This window comes from Desulfuromusa kysingii (genome assembly GCF_900107645.1).
GTDB lineage: Bacteria > Desulfobacterota > Desulfuromonadia > Desulfuromonadales > Geopsychrobacteraceae > Desulfuromusa > Desulfuromusa kysingii.
Window position 1 is genome coordinate 201,926 of the sequence record NZ_FNQN01000004.1, and the last position, 17,177, is coordinate 219,102.

The 17,177-nt window shown below is 52.4% G+C and carries 10 protein-coding genes and 1 pseudogene; 5 read left to right on the forward strand and 6 right to left on the reverse strand.

The window, feature by feature from the left end; translation table 11 throughout:
• Position 1: 1 nt before the first annotated feature.
• A pseudogene (locus BLU87_RS08280) lies at positions 2-652 on the reverse strand (IS256 family transposase); the annotation flags it as partial.
• Between the two features lie 688 nt (positions 653-1,340).
• Between BLU87_RS08280 and BLU87_RS08285 the strand changes: the two are divergent.
• The 5 genes from BLU87_RS08285 to BLU87_RS08305 all read left to right on the forward strand — a co-directional run bounded on the left by BLU87_RS08285 (position 1,341) and on the right by BLU87_RS08305 (position 7,646).
• Positions 1,341-3,776 carry a hypothetical protein gene (locus tag BLU87_RS08285; protein ID WP_092346644.1) on the forward strand — a complete coding sequence of 812 codons (2,436 nt, stop codon included), beginning with the start codon at positions 1,341-1,343 and terminating at the stop codon, positions 3,774-3,776.
• A complete protein-coding gene (locus BLU87_RS08290) occupies positions 3,751-4,791 on the forward strand; it encodes a phosphatidylserine decarboxylase (RefSeq protein WP_092346647.1) in 1,041 nt (346 codons plus the stop codon). Before BLU87_RS08285 ends, BLU87_RS08290 begins: the two co-directional genes overlap by 26 nt.
• Entirely contained in the window at positions 4,784-5,824 is a 1,041-nt protein-coding gene (locus BLU87_RS08295) for a prolipoprotein diacylglyceryl transferase family protein (RefSeq protein ID WP_092346650.1), read from the forward strand. The genes BLU87_RS08290 and BLU87_RS08295 overlap by 8 nt, the downstream gene beginning before the upstream one ends.
• A 186-nt stretch (positions 5,825-6,010) precedes the next feature.
• On the forward strand, positions 6,011-6,355 hold the full coding sequence (locus tag BLU87_RS08300; RefSeq protein ID WP_092346653.1) for a hypothetical protein: 345 nt from the start codon (positions 6,011-6,013) through the stop codon (positions 6,353-6,355).
• Between the two features lie 211 nt (positions 6,356-6,566).
• On the forward strand, positions 6,567-7,646 hold the full coding sequence (locus BLU87_RS08305) for a metallophosphoesterase family protein (protein WP_092346656.1): 1,080 nt from the start codon (positions 6,567-6,569) through the stop codon (positions 7,644-7,646).
• Positions 7,647-7,797: 151 nt separating this feature from the next.
• On the opposite strand, the gene BLU87_RS08310 is transcribed toward BLU87_RS08305, so the two are convergent.
• From BLU87_RS08310 to ftsH, 5 genes are all read right to left on the reverse strand, one after another.
• Positions 7,798-8,925, reverse strand: coding sequence for an ABC transporter permease (locus BLU87_RS08310; RefSeq protein WP_092346659.1), 1,128 nt, complete (start codon positions 8,923-8,925; stop codon positions 7,798-7,800).
• 2 nt (positions 8,926-8,927) lie between these two features.
• On the reverse strand, positions 8,928-11,657 hold the full coding sequence (rbbA, locus tag BLU87_RS08315; protein WP_092346662.1) for a ribosome-associated ATPase/putative transporter RbbA: 2,730 nt from the start codon (positions 11,655-11,657) through the stop codon (positions 8,928-8,930).
• Between the two features lies 1 nt (position 11,658).
• Entirely contained in the window at positions 11,659-12,663 is a 1,005-nt protein-coding gene (locus tag BLU87_RS08320) for an HlyD family secretion protein (protein WP_092346665.1), read from the reverse strand.
• A 20-nt stretch (positions 12,664-12,683) separates the two neighbouring features.
• Positions 12,684-15,077: a TolC family protein gene (locus tag BLU87_RS08325; RefSeq protein ID WP_092346668.1), complete on the reverse strand. Its 2,394-nt coding sequence runs from the start codon at positions 15,075-15,077 to the stop codon at positions 12,684-12,686.
• Between the two features lie 141 nt (positions 15,078-15,218).
• Entirely contained in the window at positions 15,219-17,042 is a 1,824-nt protein-coding gene (ftsH, locus tag BLU87_RS08330) for an ATP-dependent zinc metalloprotease FtsH (RefSeq protein WP_092346671.1), read from the reverse strand.
• Between the last annotated feature and the right edge of the window lie 135 nt (positions 17,043-17,177).

A 17,177-nucleotide genomic window follows, 5' to 3' on the forward strand; every position in this document is an offset into this window, starting at 1 on the left:
GTCAGAGTAGTGGCATTCGCCCTTCAAACATAATCGAAAACTGATTCAGTGCCGATCGCCAATGGGGGATCGGCACTGTCCATTTCTTTGAGATATTCTGCAATGCCAAGTACAGCAGCTTGATCATTGATTCACCATTGGGGAACGAACCCCGATTCTTCGTCACCTTACACAGCGACATGTTGACCGACTCAATAGCGTTGGTCGTGTAGATCGCTTTGCGAATATCTGGTGGATAGGAAAACAGTGGCGTTATCCGTTCCCAGTTGTTCCGCCAAGACTTACCGATGGTCGGGTGACTTCCGTTCCACTTTTCCTCAAACACTTCGAGATTATATTCCGCTTCTTCGACGGTCGGTACGGAGTCGATCGCTTTCAGGTCGGCTGCGACCTCCTTACGCTGCTTCCAGGATACATAGTTCAGGCTGTGGCGCACCATATGGACGATGCAGAGCTGAACTTGCGTATCCGGGAAAACCGTCTCGATGGCTTCGGGGAACCCTTTGAGGCCATCGACACAAGCGACAAAAATATCTTTCACACCACGGTTCTTCAGCTCAGTCACAACCCGAAGCCAGAACTTGGCTCCTTCGGTCTCAGCGGTCCATATCCCGAGAACTTCTTTAAGCCCGTCCATGTTGACACCAACCGCCTTATTGTTCGAGGGAGCGTTCTTCTCATAGCCAAGATGGTCGGTTATCTCGGTCTGCATGGCTTGCTCCAGCAGTTGCTTGGTCAGTTGTTTCAGTAGCCCGTATCGAGCAAATCTTTGGGTATGGTCATCAGTGCCTCCAGGGGTTACAGGTTGTAACCGACTGAGACCATTTACACAAAGTTTTTTACACCCTCATATTATTAACTTCTAACGATTATAGTGGGGGGGGGGGGGAAGTGGCAGTTGATCCTTACCACAACCGAAGGAGAAACTGTTCCCCAAAAACCTATACCGAAGCTAACGTCATCATTCCCTACCCTGCTCTCTTTGGAGCAGGGTAGGGAATGATGAGCCGTTACGTTGGTTATTAATGTCTGCAACCGTTGCCAGCACAGTGCAGGGAGAGAACGGGATAGAGTTATCTGCGCATGAGAATTTCGTGAGGATTAGGTTTTCTGGAAGATTATCTCGTTTGATGCTCAAACCGATGTAGAGCGAAAGGCTTCTCAAATCTCACTCCATGCCCCATGGGTTTCAGCAACATCACGACGAAAGATTAAGCAGAGATGTCGCAGGAATACTTTTTTGCCCGGCGCTAACAAAACCCTCATCAAAGCAAAATAGTATGGACACAGTTGGAGGCGACCATAGCGCTGGTCAATTCTTCTGAGAAAGTGGACAACACATGCTTAGCAATCTAAAACTCCTCTCTGCGACAGACACACGACGCCCCGCTGACTTGGAAAGTTGTTTTGCAGCCCTTGGAATCGATCCGGAAAAGAAGCTTCTCAGCCAGCTCCCTTTTACCGGTGACGATGCCACCGCTGGTTCTGAAACTGAATTACAAGCGGTGGTCGTCGGCTCTCGAGGTCAGGTTGACCTGCCGCAACAAATAGAAAAGTCCAGATTTTTTGCCAATCTGCAACGCCGCACCCGGAGTGGAGAAACGCCGGAAAAATTACTTTCAGAGCTACAGGATTTTCTCTCGGAACGGAACACCCAGATATGGGAAAACAGTTGGGTTCGTTTCCCCCGGCGACGATTATCCCGTTTTGCTGAAAGGGTCCTGACGCGCGACCTTCTGGCCAACAAACAGCGGCCACAAGAGGGTAATCGCAAGGATCTGAACCGCTATGAAGTCGTCGGCAAAAACAACGAACCCTACTTACGGGTGCCTATCAGTTACCTGGTCAAACTCTCCCTCGCCGACCTGCTCGGGAACCAGCAGTTAAAGATGGCCCACCTGAAGAGCGTCGGTGAATCATTACTGGAACATTACCTCAACGACAATACCTCACCAGAAACATTATCGTTTCATGTCGAAAGGCTTTCTCCCCAACGTGGCATGGGGCGTGCGCTCGCCAAAGAGACCGCCAAGCGCTTTCTCTTTACCCAACTGCTACTACGCTATGCTAACCTCCATTTTGGTCTTCTGGAAGAGGGGCAACAGGCGTTGATATATTTTTCTCCACACCCACCGCTGCGACAGAAAACCCTCAACGAAATCATCCCCGATGCCTTTTACCGCCAACTGTTCATGAGTCCGTGTCTTTCCGGCTGGAACTGTGGCGAAGATAAGCACAACTATATGGGGCTCTGTCATCAAGTCCTCAGCCGTAGCCAATTAAATGCGGTGGCCAAGTTGCGCGAGGCAGGCATCATCACCAACAATCTGGTGGTGTTGCCAAATGTTTCCAACACCAGTCTGTCAAATAACGGGGTCCATATAAGCATTGGCAGCCAGAAACTGACCGCGATCCAGCGGCAGCAGGAGAGCCCTTTCGGCCCTGAGCACGAAAAGTTCCTTGGCGACCTGAGCTGTAAAATCATGGAACACTTCCTCCCTTTGTTTGCCACGACCTACAGCGCAGCACCTTATCGTCTGGCTTTTGCCGATTTCCACCCCGAGAAAGTCCTCGGATTTCTCCCCCATCAGCTTGACTTTACCCACTTACGCATGTTCTGGCGACGCTGGAAAAAAAAGGCCAGCCTCTCCTGCTTTGGTCAAACACTCACCCCCTTCGGCCCGCAACGGTTGGATCGCCTCCTCAGTAACAGTTTAGCGATGCGTGGTGATCTGGTACCGGATTTCCGTCTGCTCGATTATCCCATCTGTTTTTTAAGTACCGAACAAAGTCCGGCTTACGATGGAAATATCGGTAATCAGGAGCAGTTGAAAGAAGATCTGGTGGATATGGGGGTATTTGACAAACAGATGTCGCTGTACCAGTTTTTCAAACTCCGCGAGTTCGCGGGGATGGGCTTCAGTGGGTTTGAAGGCCGCCACTACAGTTTGTTTCCAGATCTCGATAAAGACTTTTCCGGAGCCACCAACCTGCAAGTGTTAATCACGGCACTCGCATTTAAATATATGGCCAGCGGTCAGATCCGTCATCGCCATATTCCCGACACCCCTTTTGTTGAAAGTGAACGGCGGCAGATTTTTTTTGGTATGGCGGTTGGCATCCCGACCTTCTTCGTTTTACGCACCACCCGTAATCGCTTTCTGCTGAAAATCCTCAAGCAGACCGATCATATTCGCACCAGTCGCCGCTACCCCGGCTACCTGCGGGTCTATCATCAGGATTATTGCCAAGCGTTGTTGAAGCTGCTGCGGAAAGATGGTGCTGATTTAGTTGAAATGTTTGGGTTTACACCGTTGCTGGATGAGCTCCAGCAGCGCCTTGAGCGACCACAGCGCTATTCGGCTGCAGGGCGACTGGTTCAGGAAATTGCCGGCAACAAAGCGACAAGTCCACTGAAACTGGATGCGGATGATTTTAATCAGGCGGCTGAAAAGTATTACCGTGAGGATCTCCGGCTCCAGCATATGCAACAAGCCTTCGCTTTTTTGCAAGAAGATCTGCAAGAACTCGAAGCAGGAAACAGCAGAACAGACGCCGAGCTCCGGCCGTTGCTTGCCCAGCTGATGCAGGACAAAAGTGCGACAACCTTCTGCTTGACCGCCAAGCAGGATCTTCTCCATGACCAGCTCGGTAGTCAACCGTTACAACGCCTCCTTAATCTGATGTTATTGACGGAGCATCGCGACCGTCTTCTAGCCCATCAACGACCTTATAACCCCCAGGATAATCATGACTCAGACCCATCAATATATTGACAGAACAAGCGGTCGTGTCTGTAACGAACCCTTGTTCGCCGACCGCATTATCCAATGGCTGTATCATCCCGTGCGTGAGAAGGCTCCGCAACTGTTCCAGCTGCTGACCGGTTCAGGGGCCTCCAAACTATTGGGCTTTTTCAACTACGATCTGGCCTTGGCCACCAAGGTTCTGGGGAACCAGCAGTTTCTCCGTGAAGCCGGGGTTGATCTGAGAGAATGTCTTGAACCACCGCGAAAACTCGATACCGCCCGTAAAGTTTTTGAACGGAAAATCCGCTACTGGAATTGTCGGCCGATGCCGGAACAACCGCATGCGATCCTCTCTCCTGCAGACGCCCGGGTGATTGTCGGATCTCTGGATGAAAATTCCTGCATGGAAATCAAGGGAAAGTTTTTCAGTTTTGAAGAGTTGCTCGGTGAACAGAAAACATGCTGGCTTAATTGCTTTGCACGTGGCGATTTTTCCCTGTTCCGACTAACACCGGATAAGTACCACTACAACCATTGTCCAGTCTCTGGAAAGGTCGTTGACTATTATCAGCTCGACGGCTGCTTTCATTCCTGTAATCCCCAGGCCATCATCTCCGCAGCGACCCCCTTCTCAAAAAATCGTCGCGTCGTCACCATCATTGACACCGACGTCGAGGGAGGTAGCGGGGTCGGATATGTGGCAATGTTGGAGATCGTGGCGTTAATGATCGGAGACATTGTACAGTGCTATAGCACCTGCTGTTATGACAATCCAGAGCCGATGAAGATCGGGATGTTTCTGACCAAAGGGGCGCCCAAAAGCCTCTACCGTCCTGGCAGCAGCACCGATATCCTCCTGTTTGAAAAAGGACGCATCGAGTTTGCGGCAGACCTGTTAGAAAACCGACTGCGACAGGACGTCCAAAGCCGTTTCAGTGCCGGGTTTCAGACGCCTCTGGTCGAAACCGACATTCAAGTCAGATCATTATTGGGAACCGCTCTTCAGCCGAAGAGCAAACATCAGGGAGCACATCATGATTAACCAGCTATTTATCCTTTCATTGCTACTTTTCTTCAGTCTGGTTTTGGCCTGGGGTTTCAGGGTTCTCCCCCGGGAAGGGTGGCAGATGTTAGCCACGTTGCCAATCAGACCTCTCGGTAATGGTCAATGGCAGGGGATCAATCTGACTTGGTACGGGTTGCTCACCGCGAACGCCTATCTGCTCGGGATCCTGATGTTGATCGTCCTCCTCGGCGCCGCCCATGTGCCATTGACCGGAGTCTTGCTGCTTGTCGTCTGTTTGCTGCTCCTCTGCGTTCCAGCGTCTAGATGGATCGCCAGAATAATCGAGGGAAAAGCCCACACTTTTACTGTTGGTGGAGCCGTTTTTATCGGCATTCTCGCCGCTCCCTGGATGGTTAAGCTGGTCAATTTTTGTACCGGAGATCACCTGCCGGTGCTCACAACTCTGGCAGCCATCAGCATCGCCTACGCCTTCGGTGAAGGGCTCGGTCGCTTGGCTTGCATCAGTTTTGGCTGCTGTTATGGGAAGCCGGTGTCCCAGTGCCGTCCGCTGTTACGCGAATTATTTTCCCGTTGGCATTTCATTTTCCATGGGGAGACCCGGAAAATCTGTTATGCCAGCGATCTGGAGGGGGAACCAGTGGTTCCGGTGCAGGCATTGACGGCCATTCTCTATCTGTTGATTGGCTTATTAGGGATAGAATTTTATCTTTACGGTCATTTCGCCGCCGCCTTTGCCAGCGTGCTGCTGATCACCCAATTATGGCGATTCTTCTCAGAGTTTTTGCGCGCCGATTTTCGCGGTAACAACAAGTTCTCGGCCTACCAGATTATGGGATTACTGGTCATCCCTTACGCTCTGCTCTGCGCCTATTTTTTCAATTCCGCACCAACAACTCACCCCGATTTACTCCAGGGATTACAAAATTTATGGCAACCGGCAACGCTGTTGTTCTTGCAAATCGTCTGGCTGGTTCTCTTCGCCTATACTGGCCGCAGCACTGTAACCGGTGCTCAGCTGAGTTTTCATATCCATCGTGACCGAATCTGAACGTAATCATTCAAAACAACCTGCATTGCAACACCGGGACCGTCTGGTTGCTATTTTCAGCCTCGGTCTTGACTCTTCTCTTCGCAACCTTTCTGTTCTGGTCAGAAAGTTCCCCCAATGCCACGTGACCAGACCAGCGCCGTCAAGACATAGGGCTCACTTTATTAAAAGGACATCAAAGCTCAAATGGATAAAATAACAACCAAACTATTGCAACTCGCAAATGACGCTGAACAGGCTTTCAGTCGCAGCGCTCAAAACCAATCAGTCTGCCAATTACATAAACAAGGGCAGGTCACAAACCGCTTAAAATATTGTGAAGCACGCGACTCTGTTGTCAGACAGATATTGCGAACGACACGGGGCGATAAGCCGACAGTGGAGAAAATCATCCAGAACCTTGAACAGATTGAAACCAAGCACCTGGCGCTGAAAAATTCACTGGTTTTGACCAGCCCTGATTGGCAATCCTATGTTGCAGGGGCTCTATCCATGGTTAATGATATCAAAGCCATCCTTAAAGAGGAGTGAGCAGAATCGTTGAAAGATGTTCCTGTTATGCGACCTGCTTGATGGAATGCCCCCCGATCGGCTGAATCTGTCACCAGGCCAATCATCTCGTCCTGAACCCTGTCATTTTAAACATTTATAAAACCTTTTCCTAACCTGTTTTCAACAAACTTGATGAAGAATCAGACAAAAGGTAACAGAACATTCCCATCCAACAACAGGAGTCTTCATTATGAACGATCTGAGCAGACGACAGTTTATTCGAAAAGGTGGAATCTCACTTCTTGGCGCCGCAGTTGCTATGAACACTGGAAGTATAGCTTTTGCGAACACTTTAAAGGTTCCATTTGAGCCCATCCGCTTTGCGGTTATTTCCGACCTTCACGTCGATATTCAGGGTACAAACGGGTTCAGACTTAGTGCTGACAGTGTTGCATGCCTACATCACACCATCGCCGATCTCAATGCAGAAAAAGAGCTCGCTTTTGTCATGATCAATGGAGACCTGCTCACAGATGGTGAGGCAGAAAATGCCAGCATTGTCCGAGAAGCATTAAAGACCCTGAAACACCAATCTTTCGTCCTCTGTGGAAATCATGATTATCAACCAGCCGATACCAAGAAACACCGGGATGGCTTTACCTATCTCACCATTGATGATTTTGTCCAATATTTCTCTGGGTATGGTTACGATGGGTCGGGAAAGCGTTACTATGCTAAACAGATCGTCCCAGGCTTGCGCATGCTCGCACTCGATGCTTGCCTGCCACTCGAACAAAAGAAATGGGGCGGTCATCTCCCTGACGAACAGCTTAGTTGGCTGGACAATGAACTGTCACTCCATAAAGATCAGATCAACTTGGTCTTTATGCATCACAACTTCATCCCCTGGACCGTCGATGAGCTGAAGGGGGGCCCCAAGCAGTGGTTTTGCATCGATAACGCCGCCGAAGTCCGGTCGATTCTGGAAAAAAATAGCCAAGCCAATCCGATCGCCTTCTCGGGCCATCGGCACATTGGTCTACATACGCGTGAACTCAACAAGATAAACTATTTCGCCCTGCCATCGCTCAATTCTCACCCGATGCGCTACTCAATTTTCACGCTTTCGTCTGAGCAGATTGCATGGAAGACACCAATGGTTTCCGTCAGTGAAGAAAAACATATTGAAGCGCGACAGGCGCTTTTGAGTGCCACATGGTGGAGAGATGAACAGTACAGCCAACGGAATACTCGAAATGACAGTGAAGTCCTGAATCTGTATGAAAACAATGACAAGATTATCGGCACCCGTCCGTTGAAAAGAGGATAACGCTCCCGATAAGCTCTAAACACCTCGACTTGACAGCAACTATCTTAAACCAACCCACGGCATTGCACCTTTAAAGGCAATGCCATGGGTTGAAATAGATAACTTCAGCGACCTTTTATTTTGATTTTTCATCCTTAAAGGCCGCTTCGCTTTACATCTGCGCCGTGTTCAAGCTCTTGCGAAAGAAAGCCAGGGCGGCTAAGAAAAATATGGTACCGATGACGATCAGAGCCAGAAACCTCGGCCAGACAACTTCAAAACCAGCGCCGCGATATAAGATAGCTTGGGCAAAGCTGACAAAATGGGTGGTGGGCGCAGCCAACATAATGTTCTGGACCAGCTCCGGCATGCTTTCGCGGGGAGTGACGCCGCCGGAAAGCATCTGCAGGGGCATAATGATCAAGATCATCAACAGCCCGAACTGAGGCATGGATCGTGCTATGGTCCCTAAGAAAACCCCCATCGAAGCCGTGGCAAACAGATGCAACACGGCGCCGCACAGAAACAACGTCACAGAGCCGGCAATCGGCACCGCCAGCAGCCCCTGCACCATAAATTGCAAAGAAAGAGCTGCTGCGGCAAGGACGACCAGACTCATGGCCCAGATCTTGGCGGTCATGATCTCGAACGACGTGAGCGGCATCACTAACAGGTGCTCCAGCGTGCCATGTTCGCGCTCACGGATCACCGCGGCTCCGGTGAGGACGATGGCCAGCATAGTGATGTTGTTGATCACCTCCATCACGCTGCCGAACCAGGTGCTGGTGAGATTGGGATTAAACTTGGTGCGCACAGCCAACCCGATCGGTAGCGTTGTCTCGGCCCGATAAGCCTGCATAAATTCGTTGATCTCGCCGGTGACGATATTCTGGATATAGCTGGACCCGATAAAGGCCTGAGTCATCATGGTCGCATCCACGTTGACCTGGATGGTCGGTTGCTGGCCCGCCAACAGGTCGCGCTCAAAATCTGGAGGAATATCAAGAACGAAGGTATAAAGCCCTGCATCCATGCCAGGATCAATGGCATCCAAAGTGATCAACTCGGGGGTTTTGAAGTAAGGTCCATAGAAAGCATGGATGATCCGCGTTGAAAGTTGTGATTGGTCTTCATCGACCACGGCGATGGGAGCATTATTTAACTCTTGAGTCGTCGCGGTGGCCACGGTGTAGATGCCACCGGAAAACACCCAGATAATAAAGAACAGCAACACCGGATCGCGATAGAGGCTGCGCAACTCCTTGACTCCTAAACGGTAGATATTCGCCAGTCGTTTCATCCTCACTTCTCCTGTTTCCGCAGCAAAATCAGACTTAACAGAGTCAACACCGGGATAAACGCTGCCAGGGCTAAAAAGTCACGATAGAGTTCGCTGAAACCGAGCGCTTTGGTGAAAATTCCACGACTGAGAATCAGGAAGTAAGTGGTTGGATAAAGATGTCCAATCAGCGCCCCGGCACCATCCAGCGACGACACCGGATCGGTCATCCCGGAGAAATTAACCGATGCCAGCAGCGTCACCACCGCGGTCGCAGCAAGGGCCGCGATCTGCGTCCGGGTAAACGCCGAGATGAGGAGACCCAACCCGGTGGCGGCAGTGACATAGAACAACGCCCCCAGAGTCAAAGCCAGAAAGCTCCCTTTCAACGGCACCCCGAAGACGAACACGCAGAGCGCCACCAAGCCGAAGAAGCTGATCATGCTGACGCCGATATAAGGCAGTTGCTTCCCCAGCAGGAACTCCAACCGGGTCACCGGCGTTGCATACAGGTTGGTGATGGAGCCGAGCTCCTTTTCGCGCACCACACCGAGGGCCATCAGAATCGCCGGAATGAAAATCAGCAACAGTGGGATCACCGCCGGCACCATCGCATAGATGCTCTTAAAGTCCTGATTATAGCGGTAGCGTACCGCGATATCGGCGTAGGAGATTCGCGGAATACCACCCAGAGTCCGCTGGGCGAGATCGAGGATATAAGCGTAATGCATCCCTTCGACATAACCGCGGGTCGTCTCAGCACGGTAGGGCATTGCGCCATCAATCCAAACAGCGATCTCCGGGGTTCGTCCCCGTTTGAGGTCTTTGCCATAGTCTGGCGGAATCTCATAGGCGACCGAAAGCTCACCACTACGCATCCGCTGTTCCAGTTCAGCTTGATCGTAGAGAGCCGGGCGCTCAATAAAATAGCGGGAACCGGAGATATTCTGGATATAGTCACGGCTCTGCGGGCTCTGGTCTCGATCCAGCACCGCAAAGGGGAGATTCTCAACATCCAGAGTGATGCCGTAACCGAGGATAAACATCAGTAAAACCGTCCCCAAGAGTGCAAAGGTGAGGCGGATCGGATCACGTTTGAGCTCCAGAGTCTCGCGGCGGGCATAGCTGAACAACCGGAGGAGGCTGAACGCACCAGGCCTTTGCTTGCGGTGGCTGACAACAGGTGGAACAACAACTTCGGAGGAGGTGTTGCTACCTTCTCCACCGGCTTCTTCCAGATAGGCGATGAAAGCCTCTTCCAGCGTCTTGACCTGACGTTTCGCGACCAGGGCGGCGGGGGTATCACTGTCCAGCACCCGGCCAGCGTGCATCAGAGATATGCGGTCACAGCGCTCGGCTTCATTCATGAAATGGGTAGAGACGAAGATGGTCACCCCTTCGTTACGCGAAAGATTGATCAACAATTCCCAGAAATTATCGCGGGCAACCGGATCCACTCCAGAGGTGGGTTCGTCCAGGATCAGTATCTCCGGTTGATGGATCACCGCCACCGCCAACGACAAGCGCTGGCGAATCCCGAGTGGCAGCTTTTCAGCCGGCTCCTCGACATAAATATTGAGCTTGAAATGCTCGATCATTTCATTCACTCGTGCCACAATCTGTCCCTGTGGGAGATGGAATAATTGCGCATGCAGGAGCAGATTTTGCCGCACCGTGAGTTCGCCATAGAGCGAAAACCCCTGTGACATGAAGCCGACGCGGTTGCGTGTCGCAATATCTTTGGCATCTACGGGATGGCCAAATAAACTGGCCTGGCCCTCTGTTGCCGGGAGCAAACCGGTCAGCATCTTCATTGTGGTGGTCTTGCCGCAGCCGTTAGATCCGAGGAATCCAAAGATTTCACCACGCTCAATTTCAAAACTGACCTGGTTTACCGCCGTAAAGTCGCCGAACCGCTTGGTCAGATTCCAGGCTTTGATCGCCAGGGAACCCTCAGCTTGCGAGGTCCGCGGCGGCACAATCAACTCTTTGTGACCGCGCCTTTTTTCTTCGGGTAAAAGTTCAATAAAGGCCGCATCAAGATTGGCGCTGCCGCTACGGGTCATCAGCTCTTGCGGGGAACCGGTCGCGAGGATCCGGCCTGCATCCATCGCCACCAGCCAGTCAAACGCCTCAGCCTCGTCCATGTAAGCGGTGGCGACCAGCACACTCATCCCGGTGCTGCGTTCCCGAATCCGGTGGATCAGTTGCCAGAATTGCCGCCGCGAAAGGGGATCAACTCCGGTTGTCGGTTCGTCCAAAATCAGGAGATCGGGATCGTGGATGAGGGCGCAGCACAGCCCCAACTTCTGTTTCATCCCGCCGGAGAGCTTGCCCGCCGGGCGATCCCGGAACGGTGTCAAGCCGGTGCTTTCCAGCAACTCATCGATACGCTGGTGTCGTTCTGTGCGCGACTGACCAAACAACCTGGCGAAGAAATCAAGATTCTCGAACACCGAGAGGGTCATGTAAAGATTGCGCCCTAACCCCTGAGGCATATAGGCGATACGCGGACAGATGTTGGTACGATGCCGACTGCTGCGCATATCACCATCGAGGACCTCGACCTGTCCGGTCTGAATTTTACGAACTCCCGAGATCAGCGCTAACAGACTGGATTTTCCCACCCCGTCGGGGCCAATGATACCGACCATGCATCCAGCAGGGATTTCGAGGTCGATCTTATCAAGAGCTGCGATCTGGCTATAACAGAGAGAGACGTCATGCAGATGCGCTACGGACAGCTCGGCCATCTCACTCATGCTCCGAATTGACTTGCAGCAAAGCTGGCAGGGATTCTGGCCAGTGAGCATCGGCTGAAAGCCGTACATAAGCCACCCCCGGCAACCCCGTTTTGACCTGCTCAGCATAGGACTTCAGGAGCTCCTGATCGATCTTAACCTTAATACGAAACATCAGTTTTTCCCGCTCTGTGCGCGTCTCGACCGCGCGTGGGGTGAACTGGGCCTCGGGTGCGACAAAAGAAACCCTGGCGGGGATCGAAACATCAGGCAAGGCATCAAGGACGATCCTCGCTTCTGCACCAATCGTGACTCTGCCGGCTTGTGCCGTCGGCAGGAAGATGGTCATATAGACATCACTGAGATCAAGAACCGTCAACAGCTTGCGCCCAGCCGCCAGAATTTCTCCGGGTTCGTGTAGACGATAGAGGATGCGCCCCCCCACCGGGGTCCTGAGAATGCTGTCATTGATATCGACCTTGATTTTTTCGCTCGCGGCAACGGCCGCCTCGATCGCGGCTCCGGTCTCGGCAAATTTTGCTCTGGTTGCAGCCAGCGCTGACTTGGCGGTCATAACCGCTGTTTCATCGCGCTGCAACTCCTTAAGAGAAATGTTATCCCGCTCGTAGAGTTCCCGCGATCGGTCAAGCTCCTTTTCTACGAGCGCAAGTTCGCTTTTACGTTGTTCGATAACAGCCGCAGCGTAGTTCCGCTCCTGTTGCGCCTGCCCAATCTGCGCCTGCGCTTGCCGGGATAACGCATCCAAGTTCTCGGTGTCGATACGTGCTAAAATCTGTCCGGCTTTGACCGTATCCCCCTCGTTGACGAGCACCTGAGCTAAACGACCGGAAAACTTGGCCATGATATCAACCTCGGTCGCTTCAATGCGTCCATTCCCCGATGCAAAACCTTCAGGCAACCCCGGCTGGTGATACTGCAACCAGAAGATAACGCCGCTAATGGCAAGGATGATTGCCACCACAATCGTCCCCCATTTTTTAAAACTGCTGCTAATCATGCAATATCCTCCTTGAAAATTTACTGAATCTCCGCTTCGGCAAAAAATGTCGCCAGCCGGTCAAACCAGGCTTGCCGCTCCTGTTCTGAGACAAAAAAATCGAAGCGCCCTGTGGCCCGTTCCGCTTCCATCAGATCGATCAGAAAATTATAGACCGCATTAGAGGCGGTCTGTTCAGCCACCAGAGCTGCATTCTGAGCATCGAGCAGGTTAAGGATACCGACCGCTCCGCGTGCGTAAGAGTCGGTGACCAAGTCCAGGTTCTTCCGCGCCGCTACGGCCGCCTCATGGGACAGACGGATGCCAGCGAAGGAGCTGCCCGCCTGATGCAAAGCCGAACGGATGCGTTGGTCGATCCGTTCGACAATTGCGTTACGTTGCAAGTAGAGACGGGAGAGATCTTCTCGACTGCGGGCCAAGTCGGAGCTTCGGGCCCCGCCGGTAAAGAGGGGCAAAGAGAGATTAAGATTGAGGCTCCAGTCGGTATCGTCCGCCTGGGAGAGCGTCAATCCTTCAAACGATGGAGCTTCGACTCCCTGACCACCCTCAGCAAAACGGTGAGTTACGGCACCTTGAAGGCTGATGTCCGGCGCCCAGAACGCCCGTTTAGCGGCCTCCTGAATCCGTTTTTCGGCGACGATCGACGCGTTAAGTTGTTTCAGCTCCGGCGCTAGGGCGAGCCCTTCCTGCACCATAAAATCGCGAAAAAGTCCGAAAGACCAAGGGTTATCAATGTAGGGATCAAGCCGCTTGCTATCGGTCAGCAGGAGGGGATCATCAAGCCCCACTTCCACGGTCAAAAAAGGTTCTTCAGCAGGACGGTGAAGCAGACGGTTGAGGGCGATCTGCGCCTGTTGTCGTTGTGCATCGGCACGAATCACTGACTGCCGGTCGCTGGCGATACGGCTTTCCCAGCGGTAAACTTCCGCTGGACTGGAATAACCGACCTTGAGCCGCGCCCGGGCCAAATCCAGATTGGAACGGGTCAACTTGAGGTTATCCTTAAAAATACGCTGCACCGTCTTGGCGCGCAACAGATTGAGGTAGGTGATGGTTGCCTCGCGGACAATGTCGAGACGCAATTGTGCCAGTTCTTCTTCGCGGACAATCTGGCGTTGTTTCTCCACGCTGAAATTAGCCCAGACCCGGTCTGAATAGAGGAGTTGGCTGAGGGTGAGGGAGCCGGAAAAGGTCCGTTCAGCTTGAGAACCAAAACTGGCTTCTGCCCTGTCAGCATCGATCAAAGTGCTGTCGGCAGCGATACCGAGTTGGGGCAGGAGTCCCGAGCGGGCTCGTCGCACCTGCTGAGTCCCGGCAGCAACCAAGCGGCGTTGCGCAGCCAGATCGAGATTTGCAGTGATCGCTTGTTCGACGACGCTGCCAAGAGAGAGTCGTCGCGAAATATTGGTGCGTTCTTCATGCAGCAGCTCCGCCTCGGTAAGGGTGTCCCAACGCGGATGGAATCCGACCGCTCGAGCGGTGGCCATGTTGATGCTCAACCGTTCATCCCGTTCAAACTCCACAGGTATAGCAGCGGCTTTTTCGCCATGCAGGATACGCAGGACATTAAGGGCCGTGCGTCGAGCCAGCCGGGGGATATCCGTTGCCGGAGCGGCTCCAGCCATAATCCCTCGCTCGACTTCACTTTTGCCGAGCAAAGAAAAACTCGGCAAATGCCGCTCAATAAGTCCTTGCACCAGCCGTTCGAACTCACTCTCAGAAAGCTGCAGCAGCGGGGTGACATAGACAGCATCGATGCCAAGCGGCAGAGCCGTCAGGGCCGTCTCAGCAGCAGCATCCACGGGGATAAAGGTCACGGTGAAACCAAGCTCTTCCACGATCCCGCGAATACTCTTCCGCCCTGCGGGGATGTTTTCATGAAACGGACGATGGTTGAGTATGGCCAGATGGTTAAAGGGGAAAAGGTGGTGAAAAACTTTGAGATCCCGCAAGATCTCCGGCGACGACGCCAGATAGGTAAAATTTTTCATTCCGCTCGTGCCATTGTTGAAAGGAAACTCTTGAATTTCCCGATCCAAAATCAGAGGCGAAATGACAGGTTTGGGCAAGGTTCTGCGCCCAGCAGCATCCATAGAAACCAAAACCCCAAGGGGGATGAGGAGATCGACCTGAGGATCGGCCAACAGGCGATCCACGACTTGCCGCGCCCCACTGGCTGTCCAGTCGGCCAGGAGAATTTTATCTGCTGGAAAGCGCACCTCAAAATCCCCTGCGGTTAATTCCCGGATCTCCTTGCGGAACAGTTCAATAAACTCTTCGTTACGCTCCCATGGACCATCAGCGGCAATGCCGATAGTCACCCGTTGGAACGCTGCGGCCGAAGCGGTTGGCAACAAGCACAACAGCCCCAAGAGCACAAAAACCAAATAGGCAGGCAGGATCTTTTGTTTCATGATTTTTCTCTTCTTTCTGTTTCTCGCTTAAGGAGCACGTTTGTTTATGCAACAGTCCGAAACCAAACATCACAGCAAAATTTCATTGCTCGGCAGAAAAGCTCTAGATCGGTGACTGTGCTCCTGCTCCATCGTCATCTTTTATAACTCTCCCCCTTGAACCGGCCAGACAGGTTGCGGCAGTTCCGCAGCGGTTAACGTCTCTTTCTGTAAAAGTTTTTCCGAGGTCTCATTCAGGAGTTGTCGATTCTGTTTCAAGATGGCTGTGGCTCGCCCGAAGGCCCTGCCCACCATTGTCCGCACCGCTTCATCGATTTCCCGGGCCGTTTTTTCACTATAACTTCGCGGCTGGATTCGCGGCATGCCGCCACCCGCCAGGAACGGCGAGGGCTCCTCCGCGTAAGTGGCCTGCCCCAGGATTTCGTCCATGCCATAACGCATTACCATGTTGCGTGCGATGTCAGTCGCTTTGTCCAGGTCGTTGGCAGCCCCCGTGGACAGTTCTTTGAACACCACCATCTCCGCTGCTCGACCGCCAAGCAACCCGGCCATTTTATTTTCCAGCTCCACACTGGTCATCAGGTAGCGGTCTTCGGTCGGGCGCTGGATGTTATAACCGAGCGCACCAATACCGCGGGGAATGATAGAGACTTTATGAACTTTGTCGGTCCCCGGAAGCGCCAGCGTGACCAGCGCATGGCCGGTCTCGTGGTAAGCTACGACCTCGCGTTCATGAGGGTTGAGGAGACGATTTTTCTTTTCCAGCCCGGCGACAATACGTTCGATAGCCCGGGTGAAATCATCCATGGTCACGGAAGCGGCATCACGACGGGTCGCCAGAATCGCCGCTTCATTCACCAGATTGGCCAAATCCGCACCGCTGAAACCGGTAGTCAGCGCAGCAATCTGTTCCAGAACCACGTCAGCATCCATCTTGATGGCTTTGACATGGACATTAAGAATAGCAGTCCGGCCGACCTTGTCCGGTCGGTCGACGAGTATTTGCCGGTCGAAACGGCCAGCCCGCAGCAGCGCAGGATCGAGGATTTCAGGACGGTTGGTAGCCGCCAGCAAGACAATACCTTGCTGCGGATCGAATCCATCCAGCTCACTGAGGAGTTGATTGAGGGTTTGCTCCTTTTCATCGTGTCCCCCGGAAAGGGGTCCGGCACCACGGGCGCGTCCAAGAGCATCCAACTCGTCAATAAAAATAATGCATGGAGAACTTTTGTGTGCCTGCTCAAACAGGTCCCGCACCCTTGCCGCCCCAACACCGACAAACATTTCAACAAATTCTGAACCGTTAATCGAAAAGAATGGGACACTCGCCTCACCGGCCACCGCCCGAGCTAACATGGTCTTACCGGTACCCGGCGGACCGATCAGCAAGATCCCCTTTGGAACGTGGGCGCCAATCCGGCCATAATCCTTTGGATTTTTGAGGAAAGCCACAATTTCTTTGAGTTCCTCCTTGGCTTCATCAACCCCGGCTACAGCGTCAAATGTCGTCTTCATGTCTTTTTCGACAAAGATCTTGGCCTTGCTTTTACCGATGGACAACAACCCACCCCCCTGTTTGTCAGCCATTTTTCTCACTAAGAACATCCAGACGACGAAGAACAGCGCCATAGGGATAAGCCACGACAACAGGGTGCTCATCAATTTACTGTCAATGATTCCAGAAAATTTGACTTTATATTTGGCTAGATCGTTGGCAAAGTCGGGATCGACCCGCACGGTATAGATGTATTGATGGCCATCGGCGGTGACCTCTTTGAGTTTGCCGCGAATATTCGTATCAGCGATCGTAATCTCGGCAATCTTTTCGTCCTGCAGAAGCTGTTGAAACTCACTGTAAGGAATCGTCTCAAGCTGTCGCCCCTCTATCCACGCTTGCTGAAAAAGCATAATGCCGATAATGGCTACGGCAAAATACCAAAAATTTATATGCGCTTTCCTGTCCATAAAACCTCCAGATCCCTACCTTCAGCATGATGAGAAGCCAAAAGGTAATAACGTTTCGTGTGACAGATAAGTTGGGAGATGTACTTCCTGCGGGAGGGGATAAGTACTTAAAATCTATGAACCAACTCAATTGCC